This is a genomic window from Streptomyces populi (assembly GCF_002911015.1).
GTDB lineage: Bacteria > Actinomycetota > Actinomycetes > Streptomycetales > Streptomycetaceae > Streptomyces > Streptomyces populi.
Genome location: NZ_KZ626897.1, coordinates 14,035 through 37,659, shown reverse-complemented (window position 1 = coordinate 37,659; position 23,625 = coordinate 14,035). Strand labels below are relative to the sequence as shown.

The following is a 23,625-nucleotide window of genomic DNA, read 5'->3' as shown; positions in this document are numbered from 1 at the left end:
ACGGGTACCGCACAATGGACCCGTGGACGAGCCGATACCCGTGACGCGGGCCGTGGATCACGGGACCGCCAAGCTGATGCCCGACGTGGACCGCGAGCGGGCGTGGCTGCTCACCGTGGACGGCGCGCCCCAGTCGTACGTCGACCTGGACGAACCGACGCACCTGGAGTTCGAGTACACCCGGCGCCTCGGACACGTGCTGGACACGGTGACGCAGCCGGGGCGCGCCCTGGACGTGCTGCACCTCGGCGGCGGTGCGCTCACCCTGCCCCGCTACGTCGCGGCCACCCGGCCCGGTTCGCGGCAGGACGTGGTCGAGGCGGACAAGGGCCTGCTGGAGATGATCGAGGAGTGTCTGCCGGTGCCCGGCGGCACGGGCATCGAGCTGCACCGCGCCGACGCCCGCGCCTGGATCGAAGCCGCCGCCCCCGGGTCCGCGGACGCCCTGATCGCGGACGTCTTCGGTGGCTCGCGGGTACCGGCGCACCTGACGTCCACCGCCTACGCGAGCGCCGCCGAGCGCGTGCTGCGTCCCGGCGGCGTCTACCTCGCCAACCTCGCCGACGCGGCGCCCTTCGCCTTCCTCCGCTCCCAGCTCGCCACGTTCTCCACCGTGTTCGAGGAGATCGCCCTCATCGCCGAACCCGGCGTGCTGCGCGGCCGGCGCTTCGGCAACGCCGTGCTCGTCGCCTCCCACCACCCGCTCGACACGGCCGCGCTGGCCCGCCGTACCGCCGCCGACGCCTTTCCGGCACGCGTCGAACACGGCCCCGCGCTGCGGGACTTCATCGGCGCGGCCGCTCCGGTGCGCGACGAGGACGCGGTTCCCTCACCCGAGCCGCCCGGCGGGTCCTTCGGCATCGGCTGACGCCTGCTCCGCGGCCGACTCCGCGGCGGGAGCGCCCTGCGCCACCGGCCGGGTCCGCCGCGTCAGGTTCCGGACGTCCGGGACGCACAGCACCGCCGCCGTGACCACCACGACCAGCGTCGCGCAGCCCCACAGCGCGGGCGTCCGGCCGAAGGCCTGCTCCGCGGGGCCCGCCAGCGCCGTGGCCAGCGGGACCATCGCGATCGAGCCGAACCAGTCGTACGCCGACACCCGCGAGAGTTTGTCCTCGGGTATCTCCTGGTGGAGCGCCGTCATCCACGACACGCCGAACACCTCGATCGCCAGACCGCTGACGAACATCACGGCGTACAGCGGTCCCACCGGCAGCGGGACCGCGAGCGCGGCGGAGGGCGCCGCGAGCGGGAAGACGCACAGGGTGCCCGCGAGCAGCAGGCGGCGGGGCTTCCAGCGGGTCATGAGCAGCGCGCCGCCCACGGTCCCGGCGCCGAACGCGCCGAGCGCCAGGCCCCACGGGCCCGCCCCGCCGAGACTGTCCCGGGCGACCAACGGACCGTAGACCGCGTCCGCGGCGGAGACGACCGCGACGACCACGGAGAACTGCGCGACGATCGTCCACAGCCAGGGCCGTCCGACGAATTCGTGCCAGCCGTCGCGCAGGTCGGCGAGCAGGCCGCCGCCCTGCTCCCGCGGCGGTATGTGGCTCACGTCGAGGAAGGAACGCAGCGCACCGGCGACCGCGAAGGCCACCGCGTCCACGGCGAGCACCCAGCCCGGGCCGATGACCGCCACCAGCGCGCCGCCCAGGGCCGCGCCGCCGAGTCCCGCGCCCTGCATCGCCATCCGGAACATCGCGAACGCGCGGCTCGCCTGCTCACCGCGGACGGAGGACATCAGCATGCCCTCGGCGGCCGGGTTGAAGAACGCCTGCCCGGTGCCGCCGAGCGCCGACAGCAGCATCATCTGCCACAGCCGGGCCTCACCGGAGAGGACCAGGAAGGCGAAGACCGCCTGCGACACACAGTTGAGGGCGTTGGCCGCGACCATCACCCGGTGCCGGGGCAGCCGGTCCGCGACCGCCCCGCCGATCAGCAGGAACAGCACCAGCGGCAGGGTCCGCGCGGCGGCCACCAGACCCACGTCGCCGCCGTCGCCGCCCGCTTCGAGCACCGCGAACGCCGAGGCGATCAGCGCGCCCTGGCCGCCCAGGTTGGTGACGACCGCGGCGGCGGTCAGAAGGGTGTAGTTCCGGCCCGCCCAGGAGGGGCGGCGGGAGCGTCGGGGAAGGTCGGCGGCTGAGGTCACCGGGAGACTATCGCCGCCCGGTGCCCGTCTTGCCAAACCCGTGATCCGCACGCTCGCCGGCGCTCACCCCGCCCGGCGCCGGCAGCGCCCGCCCGGGTGCTCGTGCCCGCCCGGCGGCCGTCGTGTCCGCACGCGGCAGCGCCGGAGGCGTACGTTCCGTTCCGTCGGGCCTCCCGCTCCCGCCCGGAGCGGAGGAGCCGGTGCGGCCGGCGTCGCGCGAGGACGCCGGGGACCGGGCCGGCCGGGGCCGTGCGCCTCGGCCGGGGAGTCAGGAACCGGTCGGGTCGCCGTGCAGCCGTACGGTGCTGAGGATCTTCCGCACGGTCGCGTCCGGGATCTCTTCCTTCACGCCCTTGGCGCCGTAGAGCGTCCAGGACACGAAGTCGCCCGCCGAGTTCTTGAAGGCGAAGGTGGTCGCCTTGCCGTCGGAGTCGCACTTGCCCTTCTTGGCGACGCCCTTGGAGTACGTCGTCGCGACGCTGCCCTCGATGCCCGCCGCGGTGGTGTACGCCTCGGGCTTGCCGATCTTCAGCAGCTTCTTCGAGGCGTCCTTCTGATCGGTGTAGCCGCCGAACACCCACCACGCGGAGTCATTGCGCGCCACGTCGTCGGTGTTCTTGGCACCGCTCTGGCCCTTGGTGCCCGCGGCGGCGAGCGAGGTGTCCTCGGTGCGGCCGTCCTTGTCCGAGTCGGACGTGCACCACTTCTCCTTGAGGAACGCGGGCGCGGACATGCCGATGAGCAGGGACCCGTCGCCCTTCTTGTCGTCCTCGAAGCCTATGAAGGTGCCGGACGTGCTGACGTTCCAGTCCGGCGGCACGTCGAAGGCGGTGCCCCACTTCGGGTTCACCACGACCTTCCAGCCGTCGATCGTCGCCTTCTCGTCGTCGCCGCCACGCGGGTTGGCAGTGCTCGCGCTGGCGCTCGCCGACGTGGAGGCCGACGCCTTCGGGGACTCGGACGAGTCGCCTCCGGCCTTGTCGTCCTTGTCGTCACCGCCCAGGACGAGGAATCCGGTGACTCCGGCCGCGATCACGACCGCCAGGGCCGCGACGATCGCGGTGATCTTCGTCTTGTTGCCGCCGCCACCGCCGCCCCCGGACGCCTGGGGCATGCCGAGGGGATCCGACGGCGCTCCCCACTGCGGCTGCCCCGGCTGCTGTCCGTACGGACCGGGCTGCGGATACCCCGACTGCTGGTATCCGGGCTGCTGGTACGGATTCGGCTGCTGGTAACCCGGCTGCTGGTACGGGTTCTGGTCCTGCGGATTCTGCTCGCCCCCGGGCGGCTGCTGTCCTGGCCACATGGCTGGTAACGATAGAGGGGCCCTCGGCACGGGTGCCACGGCGGTCCCCGAAACGACCGCACCGTCATACCACTTGTCCCATTGATCCCGGCTCGGAACCCCATGTGGTCCCGGCCGGGACCTCCGTCCCGTCCCGGAGTGCCGGCCGATCCCGGCCCGGGAACCCGTCGGGTCACAGGGGTGATGGCATACGGTGCCCGGTGTACCCAGAGGGACCGGACCACGAGACGACGAGACGGTGACACGGTGACGACGCAGCAGGCGCTGATCAAGGGGATCGGCGGTAAGGACCCGCGGGTGGACCAGGAGGCGTTCGTCTCCCCCACCTCCGTGGTCATCGGAGACGTCACGCTGGAGGCGGGTGCGAGCGTCTGGTACGGCGCGGTGCTGCGCGCCGACTGCGGCCCGATCGTCATCGGCGCCGGCAGCAACGTGCAGGACAACTGCAGCCTGCACGTGGACCCCGGGTTCTCCGTCACCGTCGGGGAGCGGGTCTCGATCGGCCACAACGCCGTGGTGCACGGCGCCACCGTGGAGGACGGCTGTCTGATCGGCATGGGCGCCACGGTGCTCAACGGGGCCGTGATCGGCGCCGGCTCGCTGGTGGCCGCGCAGGCGCTGGTGCCGCAGGGGATGCGGGTCCCGCCGGGCTCGCTCGTCGCGGGCGTCCCCGCGAAGGTCAAGCGCCCGCTGACCGACGAGGAGCGCGAGGGCCTCTCGCTGAACGGCGTCTTCTACGTGGAGCTGGCGAAGGCGCACCGCGAGATCCACGCGTAGGCCCGCGGCCCGGCGTCACGCGTCCGGCGCCCGTGCCACGGGACCGTACGGGCGACCGCTACTCGGCGGCGGGGACGGGCTCCGTCTCCGCCGTGCCGTGCTCCGCCGCCGTCTTCCTGGCCTTGCGGCGGACGATCAGCATCGAGGCGAGACCGACGAGCACCGCGGCGACCAGGCCGAGCCAGGAGAAGCGCTTCAGCCAGTCCTCGGCGACGACACCGACGTAGTAGATGACGGCGGTGGTGCCGCCGGCCCAGATGATGCCGCCGAGGACGTTGGCGATCAGGAACTTCCAGTACGGCATCCGCAGCACACCGGCGAGCGGTCCCGCGAAGATCCGCAGCAGGGCGATGAAGCGGCCGAAGAAGACGGCCCACATGCCCCACTTCTGGAAGGAACGCTCGGCCGTGGCGACATGGGCCTCACCGAAGTGTCTGGGGAACTTCGCGCCGAGCCAGGCGAGCAGCGGGCGTCCGCCCTTGCGCCCGATGGCGTAGCCGATGGAGTCGCCGACGATCGCGCCGAGGGTGGCGCAGACGCCGAGGATCACGGGGTTGATGCCGCCGTGCTGCGAGGAGAGCAGCGCCGCCGAGACCAGGACGATCTCCCCGGGCAGGGGGATGCCCAGGCTCTCCAGTCCGATGACCAGGGCCACGAGCGCGTAGATACTGACCGCGGGCACCGTCTCGAGCCAGTCCTGGACGTGCAACGCCGGTTCCTCCCGTTTCGGTGTACGTGACCCGGGCGACCGCGTTTCACATGATCAGCGAGGTACGTTTCCCCGCGGCGCCCGCCGGGAAGCCTACCCGGTCGTCCTGAACAGCGGCCCGGACGTGTGGGGCTCGTCACGTCCTCCGGTGCCTCCAGCTCTCGTAGTGGTCCAGCAGGGTCTCCTCGACCGGACGGTAGGTGATCCCCAGTTCCCGCACGCTCCGGCCGTTGTCCACGCGGAACCGGATGCCGAGGTGTTTGCGGATGTAGTCCTGGGTCAGTCCGAACGCAGGGCCGAGGACGCGGACCGGCCAGTGCGGGAGCGCGGTGCGGGGCAGCCGGAGGGAGCGGGGGTACCGGCCGCGGATGACGCGCGCCATGTCGTGGAAGGACGTCATCGTCTCGGCCGCGACGATGTAGCGGCCCTCGGCGCCGTCGTGTTCCGCCGCCGCGATGTGCGCGTCCGCGACCTCGCGGACGTCCGCCGTGGTGAAGCTGAAATCGGGGGCGCCGTAGAAGAAGTACCCCTTGAACAGTTCGTCCAGCAGGAACAGACTGCCGGACCGCGACGCGGGGGTGAAGGACGGGCCGAGGACCAGGCCCGGGTTGACGGACACCAGGCGCCAGCGGTCCTGGGCCGCCTCGGCCGCCCACGCCTCGCGCTCCGCGAGCGTCTTCGCGTAGTGGTACGGGTTGTTCTCGACCGTGCTGGTGGTGTTGAAGTACTTCTCCGACAGGACACCGCCGTCCATGCTCCGGACGTCGACGTAGTCGCCGAAGATCGCGCCGACGGTGGAGGTGAGGACGAGCCTGCCGACCGTCGGCGTCCGTTCCACGGCTCCCAGCACGTTGCGTGTGCCGAGCAGGGCCGGATCGACCATGTCCCGGCGGCCGTCCTTGATCTTCTCCGGCATCAGGAACGGCGACGCCACGTGGAAGACCACGTGGCAGCCGCTCATCGCCGCGTCGAAGGACCCGTCGGCCAGCAGATCCGCCTCGAACAGCTCCAGCCTGCCGGGAAAGGCCTCCCGCATCTCCCGCAGCGGCGCCACCTTCGCCGTGTCCGCGGCACTCCGTACGGTGGTGCGGACCCGGTGGCCCCGCTCCAGCAGCCGCCTCACCAGATGGCTTCCGACGAACCCGCTGCCGCCGGTCACCAGAACGGCGTCCCACCCGCCCACACCCACGCTCGCACTCCTCGGTCCGCTGCCCGGCGCGTCGCCCGGCCCCGGCCCGCGGGCGGTGCGCGCATCGCTCGTGGGCCAGGGTCGGGCATGGAGGGCCGGAAGGGAACAGGTGTCCAGGGGAACGGTGCGAGGAAGTCCCGCACGGGCAGGGCGTGGCCGACGATGCGGGTGTCTAAGTCGACACGCAGGCCGAACCGGTCGACAGGGCCCGTCGGTTCGACCGTCTCGGCCTCCGCTTCCCCGGGTCCCGGGCGAGGGACCAGGGCGTGAACGTCTCGACGTCGATGACGCCCCGGGCCAGGTCGAAGGAGTGCGTGCGGATCATCCCGGCGCGGCCCCTTGTCCGGCACCCGTCAGTCCAGGGCGAGCACCAGCCGCTCCCGGCCGCCGGCGCGCAGCAGCGTTCGTCTGTCCGGCCCGTTCCGCTGTCCTGCCGTGCCCAGGTGTCCTCCGGACGAGCGGGATCGGGGTCAGGTGGCACGGTGGCGACCGGCCATGGCCGGGCGATGGCAGCCGGTCGAACGACGCCTCGTGTTCGCCGCACGACCGGTGACCGGCGCGGCGGCGGGACGGCACGGCGGGCGACCGGATCGCCCACGTACTCCGCACCGCAGGAACACCCCTGGATGGCAAGGGAGTTGATAGAAAGGATCACCGACTTCCGTCCCGCCCCCACAAGGAGTCCGCTGTGACCGTCACCGCCGAAGACATCTACGCGATGGCCCCCTACGCCAGGACCCTGGGTGTCCGCTTCACCGCCCTGTCGGCCGAGGGCGTGGACGCCGAACTCGACTTCGTACCCGAACTGTCCACGGTGGGAGGCGGGTTGCACGGGGGTGCGCTCATGGGCCTGGCCGACGTCGCCTCGGCGGTGTGTGCCGCGCTGAACGGTCCCGCGGGCGCCGTTCCCGCCACCACCACCTCCACCACGCACTTCCTGCGGCCCGTGCGCGAGGGAGCCGCGTACGCGAAGGCCCGGGTGCTGCGGGTGGGCCGCGAGACGGCGGTCGTGGAGTGCGACATCGAGGACGACCGGCGGCAGCTCTGCACCCGGGTCACCCAGACGGTGAGCATACGGGTGCCGCGCGGCTGAACGGGCGGCGCGGGCCTGCGTCGGAGTCCGTGCCCGGGTCTCGGTACGGGGCTGCGACGGAGTCCGCGCGGGCCGGTACGGCGCATCCGTGGACACGCGTCGGCGTCCGGGGCCGCGCGGACCGGTCCCCGGTCCGGCACCGCGGCGGTCCCGCCACCCGCGTGAACGCTCGCGCGACGGCCCAGGGCCCCGATCGGCTCGTACTCCCCGATCAGGGCCCTGCGGGCGGAGCGGGACTCAGCCGTTCGGGCGGAGCGTCCAGATCACCGTCATCTCGCCGGTCACCGCGCCGTCGCCGCGCTGGATGGCGATGGCGACGGGGAACTCGGGGCGCTGACCGGCGTCGAGCTCGGCGACGACGTCGGCGGCGGGCCGGCCGAGCGTGGCGGTGGCCGTGACGGGGCCCATCGCGAGCTTCTTGTACGCGATCTCGGCGCTGACCGCGAGTGGCACGGCGCGGGAGAGCTGGTCCCCGAAGGCGGCGAGCACGATCGCCCCGCTCGCCGACTCCCCCAGCGTGAACATGGCTCCGGCGTGCGGTCCGCCGACGTGGTTGTGGAAGTCGCCCTGGTCCGGGAGCGCCACGACGGCTTTCTCCGGGGTGGTTTCCACGAACTCGAGGTTCAGGGTCCGGGCCATCGGCACGGTCGCGGCGAGCATCTCGCCGATCGTCATCTGGTCTGCGCTCATGCCGCTATGTTACCCATCGGTAGCAATCCTTGACCAGCCCCGCGGTTCGGCGCGGAAGTCGATCGGTGCGGCAGGCGGAGTCGCATGCCGGTACAGGCTTGACGGGACGCGGTGACAGGAACGTTTCGTGGGCGCCCTCGACGTGACTGCCCGCGCGGCCGGGACGGCGGCCGTCCGGAGGTGGGCGGAACCCGCAGGGACAGAACCCGCACCGGCGGCCGAACCCCCGCGTACCTCCGGTGGGGCGAAGATCACAGCCGTGTGATCGCATCGGGGTGCCCCGCCCTGAGTACCGTGAACGCGTGTCCAGGAGCAAGAACACGTTCTCATCATGGCGGCGACGCCTCGCGCAGCGCGCCGTCCACGCGGGCTGGGCCTGGATGCGGCGCGCGGGTACGGTCTCGGCCGAGCGGCCGGGCCGGTTCCGTTTCGGCGCCATCGGCGAGAACACCAAGCTGGCCTTCCCGCTGGGCACGGTCTTCGGCGAACCCTGGATCCACCTCGGCTCGTACTGCATCGTCGCCGAGCAGGTCACGCTGACCGCGGGCCTGATGCCCGACCTGGACCTCGGCCCCGATCCGATCCTGCGCATCGGGAACGGCGTCGTGCTCGGCCGCGGCAGCCATGTCATCGCCGACACGACGGTCACGATCGGCGACGACTGCTACTTCGGGCCCTATGTGTACGTGACCTCCACGAACCACTCGTACGACGATCCGCACGAGCCCATCGGCAAGCAGTGGCCGCGGATGGAGCCCGTGGAGATCGGGCCCGGCTGCTGGATCGGGACCAACGCCGTGATCCTTCCCGGCGCGCGGATCGGACGGAACGTCGTGGTCGCCGCGGGCGCGGTGGTCCGTGGTCAGGTGCCCGACCACTCCGTCGTCGCCGGTGCTCCCGCGAAGGTCGTCCGCCGCTGGGACCCGGTGGCCGGGTGGCAGCCACCGCTGCGCACGCCGCCGCCGGTGCCGATTCCCGACGGAGTGACTTCCGAGCAGCTCCACGCGCTCGCGGAACTGGACGAGGAGACCGTCGCCCGGCTCGCGGAGCTGGACCTCGAGGTGCGGGACGTGGCCGAGGACGTGCACGCGCAGTCCGGGGACGTCCGCGCCGAGCCCTGAGCCGGAGACGGTCCGCGCCGGGTCCTGGCCCAGGAGGGGCGGGCGGGCCGGGGTCCGGCGGGGCGCCCCGGCGTGCGTCCCGTCGAGCGGGCCGGTTCGGCCGGCCGCCGGGCCGGAGCCGGCTCAGCCGGTCGCCAGCAGGACCGTGCCGACCAGCGCCAGTGCCGCTCCGGTGGCCTGCACCGCCCGCAGCCGCTCCCTGAGGACGCCGCGCGCGGCCAGTGCCGTGACCACCGGGTAGAGCGAGGCGAGGACGGCGGCGACGGTGACCGGGCCGTGCTGGGCCGCGACCGAGTACGTGCCGTTGGCCGCGACGTCGGCGAGGCCCACGAAGGCGAGCGCGGGCAGCGAGGCCCAGGGGAAGCCCCCCTCGGGAAGGGCCCGTCCGCCGTGCCGGACGGAGACGGCCAGCGCCGCGCCGCCGGTGACGACATTGGTCACGCGCTGCACGAACAGCGCCAGGAAGAGCCCGGTGACCGACGACGACGCCTCCGCGATCAGCACGAACACCGTGCCGAAACCGGCGGCCGCGATCAGGGTCAGGAGGATCGCCTGCCGCTGCACGGGCGCGCCCCGCAGCTGGGGTCCGCCCGCGAGGACGACACCCGCCACGGCGACCGCGATGCCCGCGATCTGCACCAGACCCGGACGCTCTCCGAGGAGCAGGCCGACGCCGATGGGGACGGCCACGGCCAGCGAACCGAGCGGCGAGACCACGCCCATCGGCCCGAGCGCGAGCGCCTTGTAGAAGGAGAGCAGCGCGACCGGCCCGACCAGGCCCGCGGCGACCGCGAACCAGAGCTGCGGTCCCGCCGCGCTCCAGCCGCCGGTGGCCAGCACGATCGCCCCGAGGACCACCGCGGCGATCGACTGGGAGGCGACGACCACCGTGAGGGCGGGCGTGCGCCGGGTCAGCAGGCCTCCGCCGAAGTCGGCCAGGCCCCACAGGAGGCTGGTGGCCAGGGCGAAGAACGCTGTCACGGGGAGCCTCGCAGTACAGTTCGGTGAACGATCGGGTGCACCACACGATAGTCCACCTGATTGAACTCTGTCATTCAAAATATTGGACGGAATGTGTCGGATCTCGATCTGCTGACTCAATCCCTGGCGCGCAACGTGAAGCGCTGGCGCACCGAGCGCGGCTTCACCCTGGAGGCGCTCGCCGCCCGCGCCGGAGTCAGCCGCGGCATGCTCATCCAGATCGAGCAGGCCAGGACCAATCCCAGCCTGGGTACCGTCGTCAAGATCGGTGACGCGCTCGGCGTCAGCATCACCACCCTGCTCGACTACGAGCAGGGGCCCAAGGTCCGGATCGTCCCCGCCGACCAGGCCGTACGGCTGTGGCACACCGAGACGGGCAGCTACAACCGGCTGCTGGCCGGCACCGAGGCGCCCGGCCCGCTGGAGATGTGGGACTGGCGGCTCATGCCGGGCGAGGGCAGTCCGTCCGACCCGCACCCCGGTGGCACCGTCGAACTCGTCCATGTCCTCGCGGGCGACATGACCCTCACCGTCGACGGCGTCGAGCACCACGTCCCCGAGGGGGCGAGCGTCTCGTTCGAGGCCGACACCCCCCACACGTACGCCAACAAGGGCGAGGTCCCGGTCGAGATGGTCATGGCCGTGTCGGTCCCGCTCGTGCGCTGAGGTCCCGCGCGGCTCCGTCCGCCCCGCACGGCCGGTCCCGTCGGCCGTGGCGGGCTCCCGCCGGGCGGGTCCGCGGGGCTGTTAGCGTGCCGTCATGCGCGCGCCCATCGGACACTTCGACCACGCCTTCCCGGCCCCCGACCGGCTGGACGAACTCGTCGGCCCCGTCGCCGACGCGGTGCGCGGATGGCGCGGCGGCACCTCCGCCGAGCGGATCGTCTACGTCGACACGAACCCGGAGTGGGCCGACACCGCCGTCTTCGTCGAGCACTACGGCGAGGAACTGCTCCACACGTCCGCCAACTGCGTGGTCGTCGCGGGCAGACGGGGCGCCGGGACCACGCTCGCCGCGTGTGTCGTCCTGTCCACCACCCGCGTCGACGTCAACGGCGCCGTACGGCGTCAACTGGGCGCCCGGAAGGCCTCGTTCGCCTCGATGGACGTCGCGACGGGCGAGACCGGCATGGAGTACGGGGGCATCACCCCCGTCGGACTCCCGGAGAGCTGGCCGGTGCTGGTCGACCCGGCCGTCGTGGAGCTGCCGTACGTCCTGGTGGGCAGCGGCCGCCGGCGCGGCAAACTCCTGGTGCCGGGCGAGGTGTTCGCGGAACTGCCGAACGCGGTGGTGCTGGAGGGCCTGGGCGTCGCCGGTTGACGTCCTCCCGTCCGTGAGGCGCGAACGCCCGGCGGGCCCGGTCCTCGCCGGCGGGCCGGTGCCCGGCCGCGGCTCCCGCCCGCCGACGGGCCGATGCCCGACGGGTGCTCGTTCCCGCCGGGCATCGGCGCCCCGTTCACGCGGCGGTGTGATGCGCCAGTGTCCGGTGCGGGTCCGCCTCGCCGGGTGCCGGTGCCGGATCGGCGTGCACCAGGACGGCGGCCAGCCTCGGGACGGCGTGCAGCAGGGCGTGTTCGGCGTCCACGGCGATGTCGTGGGCGTGCCGCACGGTCGCCTCGCCGTCCACCACGACCGCCACCTCGGCACGCAGTCTGTGCCCGATCCAGCGCAGTCGCAGTTCACCCACGTCACGCACCCCCGCGACCTGCCGCAGGGTCCGCTCGGCCCGGTCCACCAGCTCCGGCTCCACGGCGTCCATCACACGCCGGAAGACCTCCCTGGCCGCGTCCCGCAGCACCAGCAGGATCGCGGCGGTGATCGCCAGTCCCACCAGCGGGTCGGCGAGCCGCCACCCGAGGGCCGCGCCGCCCGCCCCCGCCAGCACCGCGAGCGAGGCGAATCCGTCGGTACGGGCGTGGAGTCCGTCCGCGACCAGGGCGGCCGAGCCGATCTCGTGCCCGACGCGGACGCGGTACCGGGCGACCCACTCGTTGCCGGCGAAGCCGATGAGCGCGGCGACCGCGACCGCCGGAAGGTGCCGGACGGGCTGTGGATCGAGCAGCCGGCCGACCGCCTCCCAGGCCGCGAAGGCGCCGGAGGCGGCGATCGTCAGCACGATCGTGAGGCCCGCCAGGTCCTCCGCCCTCCCGTAGCCGTAGGTGAAGCGCCGTGTCGCCGCCCGGCGGCCCAGCGTGAAGGCGACCGCGAGCGGCAGGGCGGTCAGTGCGTCGGCCGTGTTGTGCACGGTGTCGCCGAGCAGCGCGACCGACCCCGACAGCGCGACGACGACCGCCTGCGCCAGGGCCGTCGCGCCGAGGACGGCCAGGGAGACCCACAACGCCCGCATGCCCCGGGCCGACGCCTCCAGCGCGGAGTCGAGCTTGTCGGCCGTTTCGTGGGAGTGCGGGGTGAGGAGATGGCGCAGCCGGCTCCCGGGGCCGTGCGGGTGGCCGTGGCCGCCCGTACGTGGGTGGGGGCGGGGGTGCGGGCGGCCGGGGGAGTGGGGGTGGGGGTGGCCGTGGCCGCCCTCGTCCCCGTGGGCGGGCCCCTTCCGGTCCGTGTGCCCGTACCCGTGCCCATGGCCGTGCTCCGGCCGGTCGGTGTCCTCGTGTCCGTGGCCGGGGCCGAGCCCGTCGTCGTGGCTGTGGGGCTGTCCGCCGCCGTCCTCGCCTCCGTGGCCGTTCCCCTGGCGACGGTCGTGGTCGTGCCGGTCGTTCACGTGCGTCCCCTTCCGTGAGCGGGAGTGGACGCGCTGGTGTCCACGACGCCATTATGTGCGTATGAGCGCACGCATGCACCTGTCACCTGCGCACGACGAGCATCCGCGCACCCCCGGCGAGGAGCAGTTCGAGCTCGCCGCCGAACTCCTCGCCCTCCTCGGCGATCGCACCCGCCTCGCGCTGCTGCACGCCCTGACCGGCGGCGAGGCCGATGTCACGACGCTGACCGAGACGTGCGGGGCGGCCCGTCCGGCCGTCAGCCAGCATCTCGCCCGGCTTCGTCTCGCCGGGCTCGTGAACACGAGGAAGGAAGGGCGCAGGGTGATCTACTCGCTCGGGGACGGCCATCTGCGCCGGGTGGTCGACGAGGCGCTGAGCCTTGCCGACCACCGGCTCTCCGGCCGCCCGGCACACGACTGAGGCCGGCCCGCGGGGCCCGGGCCGGAGCCGCGGTGCGGGCGGGTCCGCGCATCCGGGGTGATGCGGGGCCGGCTCCCCGTGCGGGCGCGACGGTCAGCGCGTGAGCGTGCCGTCGGCCGTGAACGCGCGGTCACCCGTGGACGGGGTGTCGTCCTCGCCCTCCTCCAGCAGGTTCGCCGCCGCGCCCACGATGCTCGGGTCGGGGCTGCCGACGACCTCCTCGTCCTTGTCGGTGTAGGCGAAGCGGGCCAGGACGCTGCGCATGGCCTCGACGCGGGCCCGTTTCTTGTCGTTGCTCTTCACCACGGTCCAGGGCGCCTGCGCGGTGTCCGTCTCGCGGAACATGGCGACCTTGGCCGCCGTGTAGTCGTCCCACAGCTCCAGCGAGGCCAGGTCCATGGGGCTCAGTTTCCACTGCCGCACCGGGTCGACCTGACGGATCGTGAAGCGGGTGCGCTGCTCGCTCCGGGAGACCGAGAACCAGAACTTGACCAGGTCCACGCCGTCGTCGACGAGCATCCGCTCGAAGGCGGGAGCCTGCCGCATGAAGCGCCGGTACTCGTCGTCGGTGCAGAAGCCCATCACGCGCTCCACCCCCGCCCGGTTGTACCAGGACCGGTCGAACATCACGATCTCGCCCGCGGTCGGCAGGTGCTCCACGTACCGCTGGAAGTACCACTGCCCGCGCTCCCGCTCGGTCGGCCTCTCCAGCGCCACCACCCGGGCGCCGCGCGGATTGAGGTGCTCGGTGAACCGCTTGATCGTGCCGCCCTTGCCCGCCGCGTCGCGCCCCTCGAAGACGATGACGAGCCGACGGCCGGCCTCCTTGATCCAGCTTTGTAGCTTCAGCAGCTCGATCTGCTGGAGCCGCTTGTGCCACTCGTACTCCTTGCGCTCCATGCGCCGCTCGTACGGATAGTTCTCCCGCCAGGTGTCCACCGGGCTGCCGTCCGGCCGGACCAGTACGGGGTCGTCGTGGTCGGTGTGGTCCACCCGCATCCCCGCCGGCAGTTCTGTCATCCCGCCCTCCTCTTCCCGTGCTCCGATTGTCCGCCGATCACCCCGTTCCCGCCGGTCCGGTGGAATCGCGACGCGATCGCACGGATCCCGTACGCCACCACGAGGAACGCGATGCGGTCCGTCCTCGATGGAAGCAATCGGAGGCGTACGGAGGGAGAACCGGAGGCGAAGGCGGCGCGAGCCGGATCCGGGACGCGCGCACGCGTGCGGCCTCGACGGGCGACATCCCCGTGGGGCAAGGAAATCGACGGTCCGTCAAATCGCTTGCCCGTACAGTGCCGTGCGGATGAGGATGACCGGCGTGCCGACCTTCATCGCGCCCGACGGAACCCGACTCGCCCATCACGTGAGGGGCGAGGGCGAACCACTGCTCTGTCTGCCCGGCGGGCCGATGCGGGCCTCCGCCTATCTCGGTGACCTCGGCGGACTCACACGGCACCGCCGGCTGCACGTGCTCGATCTGCGGGGCACCGGCGACTCGGCGCTCCCGGCCGACCCGGCGACGTACCGCTGCGACCGGCAGGTCGACGACGTCGAGGCCTTCCGGGCGCACCTCGGACTCGACCGGGTCGATCTGCTCGCCCACTCGGCGGGCTGCGACCTCGCGCTCCTCTACGCCGTCCGCCATCCGCGGCGCGTCCGCACCCTCACCATGATCACCGGACGGGCGCGGGCCCTGGGCGTCGACTTCACCCCGGAGCACCGTGCGGAGGGCGCGGCGCTGCGCACGGCGGAACCCTGGTTCGAGGGCGCGCACGACGCGTACACACGGCTCTGGGACGGTACCGGGACGGAGGCCGACGAGGACACGGCCCTCCCGTTCTTCTACGGCCGCTGGGACGCGGCGGCGAGGGCGCACGCCGCGAGCGGGGCCGAGCAGTACAACGACGAGGCCGCCGAGCGCTACGCCGGTCCCGGGGCCTTCCGGCCCGCCGAGGCCCGCGCCGTCGCGGCCGCCTGGGACGTGCGCGTGCTGCTCGTCGCGGGCGAGCTGGACAGCGGCCCGCTGCCGCGCGTGGCCGCCGCGGTCGCGGAGCTGTTCCCCCGGGCCGAACTCACCGTCCTGCCGGGCGCTGGCCACTTCCCGTGGCTCGACGCCCCCGACGCCCTGCGCGAGACGGTCGCGGGGTTCCTCGACCGGGCGGCCGACCGCCACGACGGCCGATAGGACGGTCCGGCGGACTCAGCCCAGCCTCAGGTCGATCCATTCCGCGCTCTCCCCGGGGAGGACGTAGCGCTCGGTCTCCGCGAAGCCGTGTCGCAGGGCGAAGCGCAGTCCGTCCTCGTTGGCCGCGAGGACGACGGTCTCGATCACCCGGGCCCCCAGCGCGCGAGCCTGCTCCAGACCGCGTGCGTACAGCTCTTCGCCGAAGCCCCGCCCGCGGTGCTCGGCCAGCACGCGCGCGATCACGGTCGCCGTCGCGCCGCCGTCGGCGGGCGGACGCACGGTGGTGCAGCCCACGAGGACGTCGCCGAGGTAGGCGACCTCCAGACGGTAGCGCCGGGCGCGCCCGCGCACCTCGTCGAGCGACATGGCGGCGGGCGGGACGATCACGTTGTGGACATGCCGCCAGTCCGCGAGGCGGGCCTCGTCGTCCGGCGTTTCGACGCGAAGTGTGGGCACCCGAGCAGGAAACCGGCGCGGGCCGCATGACGTCAACAGCCTTTCCCCGGTCTTTTCCGGGGCGGTTCGCCGGGCGGTGGAGCCGCCCCGTCGGGTCAGCCCAGCCGCGGGATCTCGATGGCCGGGCAGCGGTCCATCACCATGTCGAGTCCGGCGGCCCGCGCCCGCTCGTACGCGGCCTCGTCGATCACGTCGAGCTGGAACCAGACGGCCTTGGCGCCGACGGCGACCGCCTCGTCCGCGACGGGCCCCGCGAGGTCGCTGTTCACGAAGACGTCGACGACGTCGACCTCGAAGGGGATGTCCGCGAGCGAGGCGTACCCCTGCTCCCCGTGGACGGTCTCGGCCTTCGGGTGCACGGGCACGATCCGCTTGCCGTAGCGCTGGAGGACGTCGGCGACGCCGTAGGCCGCGCGGCGCTGGTTGGACGAGAGCCCGACGACCGCCCAGGTGTCGCCCCGCTCGGTGAGGATCTTACGGATCGTCTCTGCGTCGCCGTACACGCTCGGCCTCCATGGAATCGGTCGGTGTCCGCTCTTCTCCTCAACGGTGTGCGGAGCGCGATGATTCCTCGTGCCGGGCGGCCGTGGTGCGGGCGCGTGTCCGGAACGGTCCCCACCTCCCCGCGCCCGCCCGCACGTCCGCCTAGGCTCGCCCCGTGCTCCGTATCCTCGACGCCCGCACGGGCGAACCCGTCGACGCAGCCCTCTCCCGCCACGGTCTGGTCCGCGTCCACGCGCGCCCGCCCGGGTCCGGCATCACGGGTCTGCGCGTGCTCCTGGTCGCCGACGTCCTGGTGCGGGCCCTGGAGATCGGCGGCAACACCGTCTGGGCGACGCTGACTTCGGCCCCGGACCCGGCGGCCTCCCGGGGCGGGGCGGGACTCCGGGCGCACGCCGCCGAACTCGGGATCCGGCCGTTCGAGGACCACCGGGACACGGAGGAGGGGCCGACGGCGGCGTGGACCGTCGACGTCGTGGCTCAGGGGGCCGCCACGACGGACGGACCACGCGTCGAGGTGGCGCCCGTCGACAGCGGCTCCGCCCCCGTCCCCGGGGATCCCACCGCGCTGCGGCTGGCGCTGCTCGCGCGGCGACGGGATCTCCCGCTGAGCCTCGACGCCGGGGTCCTCGCGGAGGCCGAGGACACGCTCGGGCGCTGGCGCGCCGCCGTCGCCGGCTGGGCGGCACGGCCTTCCAGGCCGGTTCCCGAGGACGTGCGCCTGCGGTTGCGCGCCGCGTGGGAGGGCGACCTGGACGTGCCCGCCGTGCTGGACGTGCTGCGGTCGGTGGAGGACTCCGACATCCCGGAGGGCGCCCGGTTCGAGACGTACGCCTACGCCGACCGGCTGCTCGGCCTCGAACTCACCCGCGAGATCGGGGCGGCGCTGTGAACGCGCGCGCGGCCTCGGGCCCGAGGCGAAGACTGGTCGTCCTGCGGCACGCCAAGTCCGCCTGGCCCGACCGGGTACCCGACCACGAGCGGCCGCTCGCCGCGCGCGGCCGCCGCGACGCCCCCGCCGCCGGACGCGCCCTGGCGGAAGCCGACCTGATGCCGGACCTCGCGTTGTGCTCGACCGCCGTACGCGCCCGGGAGACCTGGGAGCTGGCGGCGCGGCAGTGGGCCACTCCGCCGCCCGTCCGGCTCGACGGGCGGCTGTACGGGGCGGAGGTGCCGGAGCTGCTGGAAGCTGTCGGCGAAGTGCCCGAGCACGTACGGACCTTGCTGCTGATCGGGCACAACCCGGGCCTCGAGGAGCTGGTCCTCGAACTGGCCGGGGACGGCTTCGACGACACGCTGGACCGGGTCCGGACGAAGTTCCCGACCTCGGCCGTCGCGGTCCTGGTCTGGCACGGCAGCGCCTGGAGCGAACTCGGGCCCGGCGACGCGCTGTTGACGGACGTCGTCGTACCGAGGGGGAAAAAGGAGTGAGTCCCGGCCGACGCGCGCCCGGGTGACGGCTCCGCGGACCCGGGTCCCTTCCGGTCCGGTGGCACGTCGGCCACGCGCGTGATCGCGTGCTCAGGGGCGGGGCCCCGGCCCCGCCGTGGCGGCCGTGCGCGGGCACGGCGTGTGACCGTGGGCCGGGTGTCGTCCTCGTACCGGCTCACGGGCCGTGCGCGCGGACCCGGTCCCGGCTCCCGGCCCGTGCGTGCGGAACGTGAGCGCGGCCCCGCGCAGGGTCGCCGTCCGGCCCGTCGGGCGGACGCGCGCGCAGCGCATACGCTGGCGTGATGCAGGACGAGTACCGCACAGTGGCCCGCACGGGCGTGCACGAGACCGAGGTCAACCGTTCCCGTTTCCTGTGCGCCCTCGCCCCGGCCGCCACCGAGCGGGAGGCCCAGGACTTCGTCGCGGCCGTCAGGAAGGAACACGCGGACGCCACGCACAACTGCTTCGCGTACGTCATCGGAGCCGACGGCGCCGTGCAGAAGGCGAGCGACGACGGCGAACCGGGGGGCACCGCGGGCGTCCCCATGCTCCAGATGCTGCTGCGCCGGGACATGCGGTACGTCGTCGCCGTCGTCACCCGCTACTACGGCGGGGTCAAACTGGGCGCCGGCGGGTTGATCAGGGCGTACGGCGGCTCGGTGGGCGAGGCGCTGGACGCGATGGGCACGATCACCCGCCGCCGGTTCCGGCTGGCCACGGTGACCGTCGACCACCAGCGGGCCGGCAAGGTGCAGAACGACCTGCGGTCCACCGGCCGCGAGGTGCGTGATGTGCGTTACGGCGAGGCCGTCACCATCGAGATCGGACTGCCGGACGCCGATGTGGAGGCCTTCCGGGCCTGGTTGGCGGACGCGACCGCGGGAACGGCGGGCTTCGAGCTGGGCGGGGAGGCCTACGGAGACGTGTGACGATCCGGACGATCGTGACCAAAGGCCGCTTTCCGGCGATGGTCACGGCGGGCTGATACGGGAGTAACCGCCCGTGATGTCGGACCCGGCCGTTACTCTTCGGGGATCATGAGGCTCCTGCACACTTCCGACTGGCACCTGGGCCGGGCGTTCCACCGGGTGAACATGCTCGACGCCCAGTCCCGCTTCATCGGCCATCTCGTCACGACCGCGCGCGAGCGCGAGGTGGACGCGGTGGTCGTCTCGGGAGACGTGTACGACCGTGCCGTCCCGCCCCTGGCCGCGGTCCAGCTCTTCGACGACGCCCTGCACCGGCTGGCCGATCTCGGTGTGCCCACCGTGATGATCTCGGGGAACCACGACTCGGCGCGCCGGCTCGGCGTCGGCGCCGGACTCATCGGGCGCGCGGGCATCCACCTGCGGACCGATCCCGCGGCGTGCGGCACCCCCGTGGTGCTGGCCGACTCCCACGGCGACGTCGCCTTCTACGGCCTCCCCTACCTCGAACCCGCCCTGGTGAAGGACGAGTTCGGGGTGGAGCGAGCGGGCCACGAGACGGTGCTGGCCGCCGCCATGGACCGGGTCCGCGCCGACCTCGCCGGCCGTGCGCCGGGCACCCGCTCCGTCGTCCTCGCCCACGCCTTCGTCACCGGCGGCGAGGCGAGCGACAGCGAGCGGGACATCACCGTCGGCGGCGTCGCCTCCGTGCCCGCCGGAGTCTTCGACGGCGTCGACTACACCGCGCTCGGCCACCTGCACGGCAGCCAGACCATCGCCGAGCGCGTGCGCTACTCGGGATCCCCGCTGCCGTACTCCTTCTCGGAGGCCGACCACCGCAAGAGCATGTGGCTCGTGGACCTCGGCCCCGACGGCTTCCTGTCCGCCGAGCGGATCGACTGTCCGGTGCCCCGCCCGCTCGCCCGCCTCCGCGGACACCTGGAGGACCTGCTCGCCGCCCCGGAGCTGGAGCGCCACACGGACGCCTGGGTCGAGGCGACCCTCACCGACCCGGTGCGGCCCGCCGACCCCATGGCGCGGCTGGCCGAGCGCTTCCCGCACACGCTCAGCCTCGTCTTCGACCCCGAACGCCCGCCGCAGGCCCCGGACGTCTCGTACGCCCGCCGGATCGCGGGCCGCAGCGAGGAGCAGATCGCCGAGGACTTCGTGGCCCACGTGCGCGGCGCGGGCCCCGACACCCGGGAACAGACCGTGCTCCGGGACGCGTTCGACGCCGTCCGGGCCGACGAGACCGCACGGGAGAGCGCCCGGTGACACCACGCCCGCCGCACACCCAGGGGGCCGCCCGCCCCGAGACCGGGGGAGACCGATGAGGCTGCACCGCCTGGACATCACCGCCTTCGGCCCGTTCGGCGGTGCCCAGCGGGTCGACTTCGACGAGCTGTCCGCCGCCGGGCTCTTCCTGCTGCACGGCCCGACGGGCGCGGGCAAGACCTCCGTCCTCGACGCCGTCTGCTACGCGCTGTACGGGGCGGTTCCCGGTGCCCGGCAGAGCGGCCAGGGCCTGGGCCTGCGCAGCGACCACGCGGCGCCGGAGACCCGCACCGAGATCCGCCTCGAACTCAGCGTCGCCGGACGCCGGCTGGAGGTCACCCGGCAGCCGCCCTGGGAGCGCCCCAAGAAGCGCGGCACGGGCACGACCACCGAGAAGGCCCAGAGCTGGCTGCGCGAGTACGACTCCGCGGCCGGCTCCTGGAAGGACCTCAGCCGCTCCCACCAGGAGATCGGCGAGGAGATCACCCAGCTCCTCGGCATGAGCCGCGAGCAGTTCTGCCAGGTCGTGCTGCTGCCCCAGGGCGACTTCGCGCGCTTCCTGCGGGCCGACGCCGAGGCCCGCGGCAAACTGCTGGGCCGGCTCTTCGACACCCGCCGCTTCGCCGAGGTCGAGAAGCGCCTCGCCGAGCGCCGGCGTGCCGCCGAGGCCGAAGTGCGGGCCGGTGACACCGCGTTGCTGGCGCACGCGCACCGGATGCACCAGGCGGCCGGGCCCACCGCCGAGGAGCCGCTGCCCGACCTCGCGCCCGGCGATCCGGGCCTCGCGGAGTCGGTGCTCGCCTGGGCCGCGGTGGCCCGCAGCACGGCCCGCGAGACGCTGGCCGTCGCCCACTGCGCCCGTCAGGCCGCGGAATCGGCGCAGGCCGCGGCCGGCCGCGCGCTCGACGACGTACGCGAGGTGGACCGGCTGCAGCGCCGGTTCGCCGAGGCGCAGGAGCGCGCCGCACGTCTGGAGCGGCGCGCCGACGCCCACCGGGACGCCCGGACGCGCATGGAGCGGGCCCGCAAGGCCGAGGCGGTGGCTCCCGCGCTCGATCTGCGCGATGCCGCCGAGGCGGAGCACCGGCGCGCGGTCGCCGAGGAGGCACGCGCGCGTGCCGCCCTGCCGGAGACGTTCGCCGGTGCCGGGGCGGCCGGTCTCGCGGCCGCCGCGCGGAAGGCCGCCGAGGAACTGGGCGGTCTGGGGTCGGCACGGCGCGCCGAGCGGCGCCTCGGGGAACTCGGCGCGGAGCGGGCCTCCTTGGACCGCCAGGAACGCGCCGACGAGGACGTCCTCCAGGACGCCGAGAGCTGGCTCGCCGACTGGGAGGAGACCCGCGCCGGTGTCGAGGCGCGGATCGACACCGCGCAGGAGGCCGCGGCGCGCGCCGAACAGCTCGCCGTCCAGCGCGAACCGGCGTTCAAGCGACTCGCCGCGGCCCGGCTGCGCGACGAGCTGGCCCGGGACACCGAGACCGCCCACGCCCGGAGCCTGGCCGCGCGCGAGCACGCGACACGGACGCACGCCCACTGGCTCGACCTGAAGGAACAGCGTCTGCGGGGCATCGCCGCCGAACTCGCCGCCCGTCTGGTGGACGGCGAGTCCTGCGCCGTGTGCGGTGCCACCGAACATCCGGCGCCCGCCCGGAAGGCCGTCGGCCATGTCGACCGCGAGACCGAGGAGCGGGCCCTCGCCGCCCACCGGAGCGCCGAGGAGGAGCGGGCCGAGGCCGAGCGCCGGCTCGGTGTCGTACGCGAGGCACTGGCCGCCGCGAGCGCCGAGGGGGGCGACACGCCTGTCTCGCAACTCGCCGAGCAGGCACAGGAGTTGGACCGGCTGCACGCCGAGGCCCGGACGGTCGCCTCCGGACTGCACGCCGCGCGCGAGGCCCGCGAGCAGGCCGAGCGGGAACACGAGCGGCGGCTGGCCGCCCGGCAGGAGGCCGCACGGAGGGTCGCCGCACGCGCCTCGCACCGGGATTCCCTCGATCGCGAGAAGGCTTCGCTGGAGGGCGAGCTGGAACAGGCCCGGGGGGCCGCCGGGAGCGTGACCGAGCGGGCCACGCAACTGGAGCGGCAGGTCGCGCTGCTCACCGAGGCCGCGGACGGTGTCCGGGCGGCGGAGGACGTCGCGCGACGCCTCAAGGACGCCGACGCGCGTCTCGCCGACGCGGCCTTCCGCGCCGGCTTCGAGACCCCGCGGGCCGCGGCCGCCGCGCTGCTCGACGCCGCCGCCCACCGTGATCTCCAACGGCAGCTCGACGAGTGGCAGTCGGAGGAGTCCTCGGTGCGTGCCGTACTCGCCGAGGCCGACACCGCGGCCGCGGCGCGGCGCCCGGCCGTCGACCTGCGGGCCGCCGAGCGGGCCGCCGAGTCCGCCGCCCGGCGGCTGCGGGACACCGCGTCGGCGCGGGACGCGGCGGCCCGGCGCTGCGAGGAGCTGGACGCGCTCTCCGCCCGCGCCGCCGGAGAAGGCCGCCGGCTCGCCCCGCTGCGCGACGAGTACGACCGTGTGGCCCGCCTCGCGGGTCTGGCGGCGGGCACGTCGGCGGACAACGAACGCAAGATGCGCCTGGAGGCGTACGTCCTCGCCGCGCGTCTGGAACAGGTCGCCGCCGCCGCGACCGTCCGCCTCCAGCGGATGTCCTCGGGGCGTTACACCCTGGTGCACTCCGACGACCGGGCGGGCCGCGGGCGCAGCGGGCTCGGACTGCACGTCGTGGACGCCTGGACCGGACGGGAGCGCGACACGGCGACGCTCTCCGGCGGCGAGACCTTCTTCGCCTCCCTCGCCCTGGCCCTCGGTCTCGCGGACGTGGTCACCGACGAGGCCGGCGGGGTACGGCTCGACACGCTCTTCATCGACGAGGGCTTCGGAAGCCTCGACGACCAGACCCTCGACGAGGTGCTCGACGTCCTCGACTCGCTGCGGGAACGCGACCGCAGCGTCGGCATCGTCAGCCACGTCGGGGACCTGCGCCGCCGCGTCCACGCCCAGTTGGAGGTCGTGAAGGGGAGAACGGGGTCGGTCGTACGGCAGCGGGGCGCGCGGGAGTGAGCGGGGCGCCGGGGCGGTCTCAGCGACCCAGCGGCCGGCGTGGCAGGGGCGAGGAGTAGACGACGCTCGTCGTCACCGACCCGAGCGCGCCGATCTTGCCCGACACCGTCTCCAGGTGGCCCATCGACCGTGCCGCCACCTTGATGACGAAGCAGTCGTCACCCGTGACGTGGTGTGCCTCCAGGATCTCGGGTGTGACCTCCACGAGGTCGTGGAACGGCTTGTAGTTGCCGTTCGGGTACCTGAGCCGGACGAACGCCAGGATCGGCAGTCCGAGGCTCTCGGGGTCGACGACGGCCGAGTACCCCCGTATGACGCCCGCCTCCTCCAGGCGGCGCACCCGCTCGGTGACCGCGCTCGGTGACATGGAGACGGCCCGTGCCAGCTCGGCGAAGCTGGACCTGCCCTCGCGCTGGAGGACGTCGAGGATGCGCCAGTCGGTGGCGTCCGGGGAATACGCGGTCATCCTCGATGCATACCAGGAGAATCCCCGGCCGATCAACCGTACTGCCGTGGATCGTCACTTCAGGGCGGAGACCGGAAGACATAGATTTCTGGTCGGGAAGTCCCGCGGGGTGAGGTGCGGAGGAAGCACCGGGGTGGCAAGGGCGGCATCCGTCCGGCGGGGCCA

General features: G+C 73.7%; 24 protein-coding genes. 13 read left to right on the top strand and 11 right to left on the bottom strand.

The window, feature by feature from the left end; all coding sequences use genetic code 11:
* The first annotated feature begins 22 nt into the window (after positions 1–22).
* Positions 23–868 carry a spermidine synthase gene (locus CW362_RS26265; RefSeq protein WP_103552009.1) on the top strand — a complete coding sequence of 282 codons (846 nt, stop codon included), beginning with the start codon at positions 23–25 and terminating at the stop codon, positions 866–868.
* Here CW362_RS26265 and CW362_RS26260 read toward each other — a convergent pair.
* Positions 830–2,152 carry an MFS transporter gene (locus CW362_RS26260; RefSeq protein ID WP_103552008.1) on the bottom strand — a complete coding sequence of 441 codons (1,323 nt, stop codon included), beginning with the start codon at positions 2,150–2,152 and terminating at the stop codon, positions 830–832. The two genes, CW362_RS26265 and CW362_RS26260, sit on opposite strands and share 39 nt — an antisense overlap.
* 268 nt (positions 2,153–2,420) lie before the next feature.
* Positions 2,421–3,458, bottom strand: coding sequence for a DUF8017 domain-containing protein (locus tag CW362_RS26255; RefSeq protein ID WP_103552007.1), 1,038 nt, complete (start codon positions 3,456–3,458; stop codon positions 2,421–2,423).
* Positions 3,459–3,704: 246 nt separating this feature from the next.
* Here CW362_RS26255 and CW362_RS26250 point away from each other — a divergent pair, with 246 nt between their 5' ends.
* The gene (locus CW362_RS26250) at positions 3,705–4,235 is read left to right on the top strand and encodes a gamma carbonic anhydrase family protein (protein ID WP_240658056.1); all 531 of its coding nucleotides are present in this window, start codon (positions 3,705–3,707) and stop codon (positions 4,233–4,235) included.
* 58 nt (positions 4,236–4,293) lie between these two features.
* Here CW362_RS26250 and CW362_RS26245 read toward each other — a convergent pair whose 3' ends face one another.
* Together CW362_RS26245 and CW362_RS26240 are read right to left on the bottom strand one after the other, a co-directional pair.
* Positions 4,294–4,944: a DedA family protein gene (locus CW362_RS26245; RefSeq protein WP_103552005.1), complete on the bottom strand. Its 651-nt coding sequence runs from the start codon at positions 4,942–4,944 to the stop codon at positions 4,294–4,296.
* A 136-nt stretch (positions 4,945–5,080) separates the two neighbouring features.
* Positions 5,081–6,133 carry an NAD-dependent epimerase/dehydratase family protein gene (locus CW362_RS26240; protein ID WP_103552004.1) on the bottom strand — a complete coding sequence of 351 codons (1,053 nt, stop codon included), beginning with the start codon at positions 6,131–6,133 and terminating at the stop codon, positions 5,081–5,083.
* A gap of 688 nt (positions 6,134–6,821) precedes the next feature.
* On the opposite strand from CW362_RS26240, the gene CW362_RS26235 reads away from it, so the two are divergent.
* On the top strand, positions 6,822–7,226 hold the full coding sequence (locus CW362_RS26235) for a PaaI family thioesterase (protein WP_240658055.1): 405 nt from the start codon (positions 6,822–6,824) through the stop codon (positions 7,224–7,226).
* A 237-nt stretch (positions 7,227–7,463) separates the two neighbouring features.
* On the opposite strand, the gene CW362_RS26230 is transcribed toward CW362_RS26235, so the two are convergent.
* Positions 7,464–7,901, bottom strand: coding sequence for a DUF4442 domain-containing protein (locus tag CW362_RS26230; protein WP_103552027.1), 438 nt, complete (start codon positions 7,899–7,901; stop codon positions 7,464–7,466).
* Between the two features lie 317 nt (positions 7,902–8,218).
* On the opposite strand from CW362_RS26230, the gene CW362_RS26225 reads away from it, so the two are divergent.
* Positions 8,219–9,037, top strand: coding sequence for an acyltransferase (locus tag CW362_RS26225; RefSeq protein ID WP_103552003.1), 819 nt, complete (start codon positions 8,219–8,221; stop codon positions 9,035–9,037).
* Between the two features lie 123 nt (positions 9,038–9,160).
* Here the strand turns inward: CW362_RS26225 and CW362_RS26220 are convergent, their stop codons facing one another.
* Positions 9,161–10,018: a DMT family transporter gene (locus tag CW362_RS26220; RefSeq protein WP_103552002.1), complete on the bottom strand. Its 858-nt coding sequence runs from the start codon at positions 10,016–10,018 to the stop codon at positions 9,161–9,163.
* A gap of 93 nt (positions 10,019–10,111) precedes the next feature.
* Here CW362_RS26220 and CW362_RS26215 point away from each other — a divergent pair, with 93 nt between their 5' ends.
* Positions 10,112–10,684: a helix-turn-helix domain-containing protein gene (locus CW362_RS26215; protein ID WP_103552001.1), complete on the top strand. Its 573-nt coding sequence runs from the start codon at positions 10,112–10,114 to the stop codon at positions 10,682–10,684.
* A gap of 94 nt (positions 10,685–10,778) precedes the next feature.
* The gene (locus CW362_RS26210; protein ID WP_103552000.1) at positions 10,779–11,339 is read left to right on the top strand and encodes a YbaK/EbsC family protein; all 561 of its coding nucleotides are present in this window, start codon (positions 10,779–10,781) and stop codon (positions 11,337–11,339) included.
* A gap of 136 nt (positions 11,340–11,475) precedes the next feature.
* Here CW362_RS26210 and CW362_RS26205 read toward each other — a convergent pair whose 3' ends face one another.
* Positions 11,476–12,738, bottom strand: coding sequence for a cation diffusion facilitator family transporter (locus tag CW362_RS26205; RefSeq protein WP_420856879.1), 1,263 nt, complete (start codon positions 12,736–12,738; stop codon positions 11,476–11,478).
* A gap of 61 nt (positions 12,739–12,799) precedes the next feature.
* On the opposite strand from CW362_RS26205, the gene CW362_RS26200 reads away from it, so the two are divergent.
* Positions 12,800–13,159 (top strand): ArsR/SmtB family transcription factor, encoded by a 360-nt coding sequence (locus CW362_RS26200; RefSeq protein WP_162684236.1) that lies wholly within the window; start codon positions 12,800–12,802, stop codon positions 13,157–13,159.
* A 93-nt stretch (positions 13,160–13,252) separates the two neighbouring features.
* On the opposite strand, the gene ppk2 is transcribed toward CW362_RS26200, so the two are convergent.
* Complete coding sequence (ppk2, locus tag CW362_RS26195) at positions 13,253–14,179, bottom strand: polyphosphate kinase 2 (protein WP_103551998.1); 927 nt, start codon at positions 14,177–14,179, stop codon at positions 13,253–13,255.
* Positions 14,180–14,480: 301 nt separating this feature from the next.
* Here ppk2 and CW362_RS26190 point away from each other — a divergent pair, with 301 nt between their 5' ends.
* Positions 14,481–15,347, top strand: a complete 867-nt coding sequence (locus CW362_RS26190; RefSeq protein WP_103552024.1) for an alpha/beta fold hydrolase — start codon at positions 14,481–14,483, stop codon at positions 15,345–15,347.
* A gap of 15 nt (positions 15,348–15,362) precedes the next feature.
* Here CW362_RS26190 and CW362_RS26185 read toward each other — a convergent pair whose 3' ends face one another.
* Together CW362_RS26185 and CW362_RS26180 are read right to left on the bottom strand one after the other, a co-directional pair.
* Positions 15,363–15,803, bottom strand: a complete 441-nt coding sequence (locus CW362_RS26185; RefSeq protein WP_240658054.1) for a GNAT family N-acetyltransferase — start codon at positions 15,801–15,803, stop codon at positions 15,363–15,365.
* 95 nt (positions 15,804–15,898) lie between these two features.
* Positions 15,899–16,306 carry a CoA-binding protein gene (locus CW362_RS26180; RefSeq protein ID WP_103551997.1) on the bottom strand — a complete coding sequence of 136 codons (408 nt, stop codon included), beginning with the start codon at positions 16,304–16,306 and terminating at the stop codon, positions 15,899–15,901.
* A gap of 155 nt (positions 16,307–16,461) precedes the next feature.
* Here CW362_RS26180 and CW362_RS26175 point away from each other — a divergent pair, with 155 nt between their 5' ends.
* The 5 genes from CW362_RS26175 to CW362_RS26155 all read left to right on the top strand — a co-directional run bounded on the left by CW362_RS26175 (position 16,462) and on the right by CW362_RS26155 (position 22,994).
* Positions 16,462–17,196, top strand: a complete 735-nt coding sequence (locus tag CW362_RS26175) for a hypothetical protein (RefSeq protein ID WP_103551996.1) — start codon at positions 16,462–16,464, stop codon at positions 17,194–17,196.
* Positions 17,193–17,735 (top strand): SixA phosphatase family protein, encoded by a 543-nt coding sequence (locus CW362_RS26170; protein ID WP_103551995.1) that lies wholly within the window; start codon positions 17,193–17,195, stop codon positions 17,733–17,735. Before CW362_RS26175 ends, CW362_RS26170 begins: the two co-directional genes overlap by 4 nt.
* Positions 17,736–18,037: 302 nt before the next feature.
* Complete coding sequence (locus tag CW362_RS26165; RefSeq protein ID WP_103551994.1) at positions 18,038–18,664, top strand: YigZ family protein; 627 nt, start codon at positions 18,038–18,040, stop codon at positions 18,662–18,664.
* Positions 18,665–18,772: 108 nt separating this feature from the next.
* Positions 18,773–19,936 (top strand): exonuclease SbcCD subunit D, encoded by a 1,164-nt coding sequence (locus tag CW362_RS26160; protein WP_103551993.1) that lies wholly within the window; start codon positions 18,773–18,775, stop codon positions 19,934–19,936.
* 55 nt (positions 19,937–19,991) lie between these two features.
* Positions 19,992–22,994 (top strand): AAA family ATPase, encoded by a 3,003-nt coding sequence (locus CW362_RS26155; protein ID WP_103551992.1) that lies wholly within the window; start codon positions 19,992–19,994, stop codon positions 22,992–22,994.
* Between the two features lie 19 nt (positions 22,995–23,013).
* Here CW362_RS26155 and CW362_RS26150 read toward each other — a convergent pair whose 3' ends face one another.
* Positions 23,014–23,460 (bottom strand): Lrp/AsnC family transcriptional regulator, encoded by a 447-nt coding sequence (locus CW362_RS26150; protein WP_103551991.1) that lies wholly within the window; start codon positions 23,458–23,460, stop codon positions 23,014–23,016.
* Positions 23,461–23,625: the final 165 nt, after the last annotated feature.

Excerpts from the sequence above, each read along its gene's own strand:
- CW362_RS26160 (WP_103551993.1), top strand. The coding sequence starts at position 18,773 with ATGAGGCTCCTGCACACTTCCGACTGGCACCTGGGCCGGGCGTTCCAC.
- CW362_RS26165 (WP_103551994.1), top strand. The coding sequence starts at position 18,038 with ATGCAGGACGAGTACCGCACAGTGGCCCGCACGGGCGTGCACGAGACC.
- CW362_RS26155 (WP_103551992.1), top strand. The coding sequence starts at position 19,992 with ATGAGGCTGCACCGCCTGGACATCACCGCCTTCGGCCCGTTCGGCGGT.
- CW362_RS26210 (WP_103552000.1), top strand. The coding sequence starts at position 10,779 with ATGCGCGCGCCCATCGGACACTTCGACCACGCCTTCCCGGCCCCCGAC.
- CW362_RS26230 (WP_103552027.1), bottom strand. The coding sequence starts at position 7,901 with ATGACGATCGGCGAGATGCTCGCCGCGACCGTGCCGATGGCCCGGACC.
- CW362_RS26150 (WP_103551991.1), bottom strand. The coding sequence starts at position 23,460 with ATGACCGCGTATTCCCCGGACGCCACCGACTGGCGCATCCTCGACGTC.
- CW362_RS26255 (WP_103552007.1), bottom strand. The coding sequence starts at position 3,458 with ATGTGGCCAGGACAGCAGCCGCCCGGGGGCGAGCAGAATCCGCAGGAC.
- ppk2 (WP_103551998.1), bottom strand. The coding sequence starts at position 14,179 with ATGACAGAACTGCCGGCGGGGATGCGGGTGGACCACACCGACCACGAC.
- CW362_RS26200 (WP_162684236.1), top strand. The coding sequence starts at position 12,800 with ATGAGCGCACGCATGCACCTGTCACCTGCGCACGACGAGCATCCGCGC.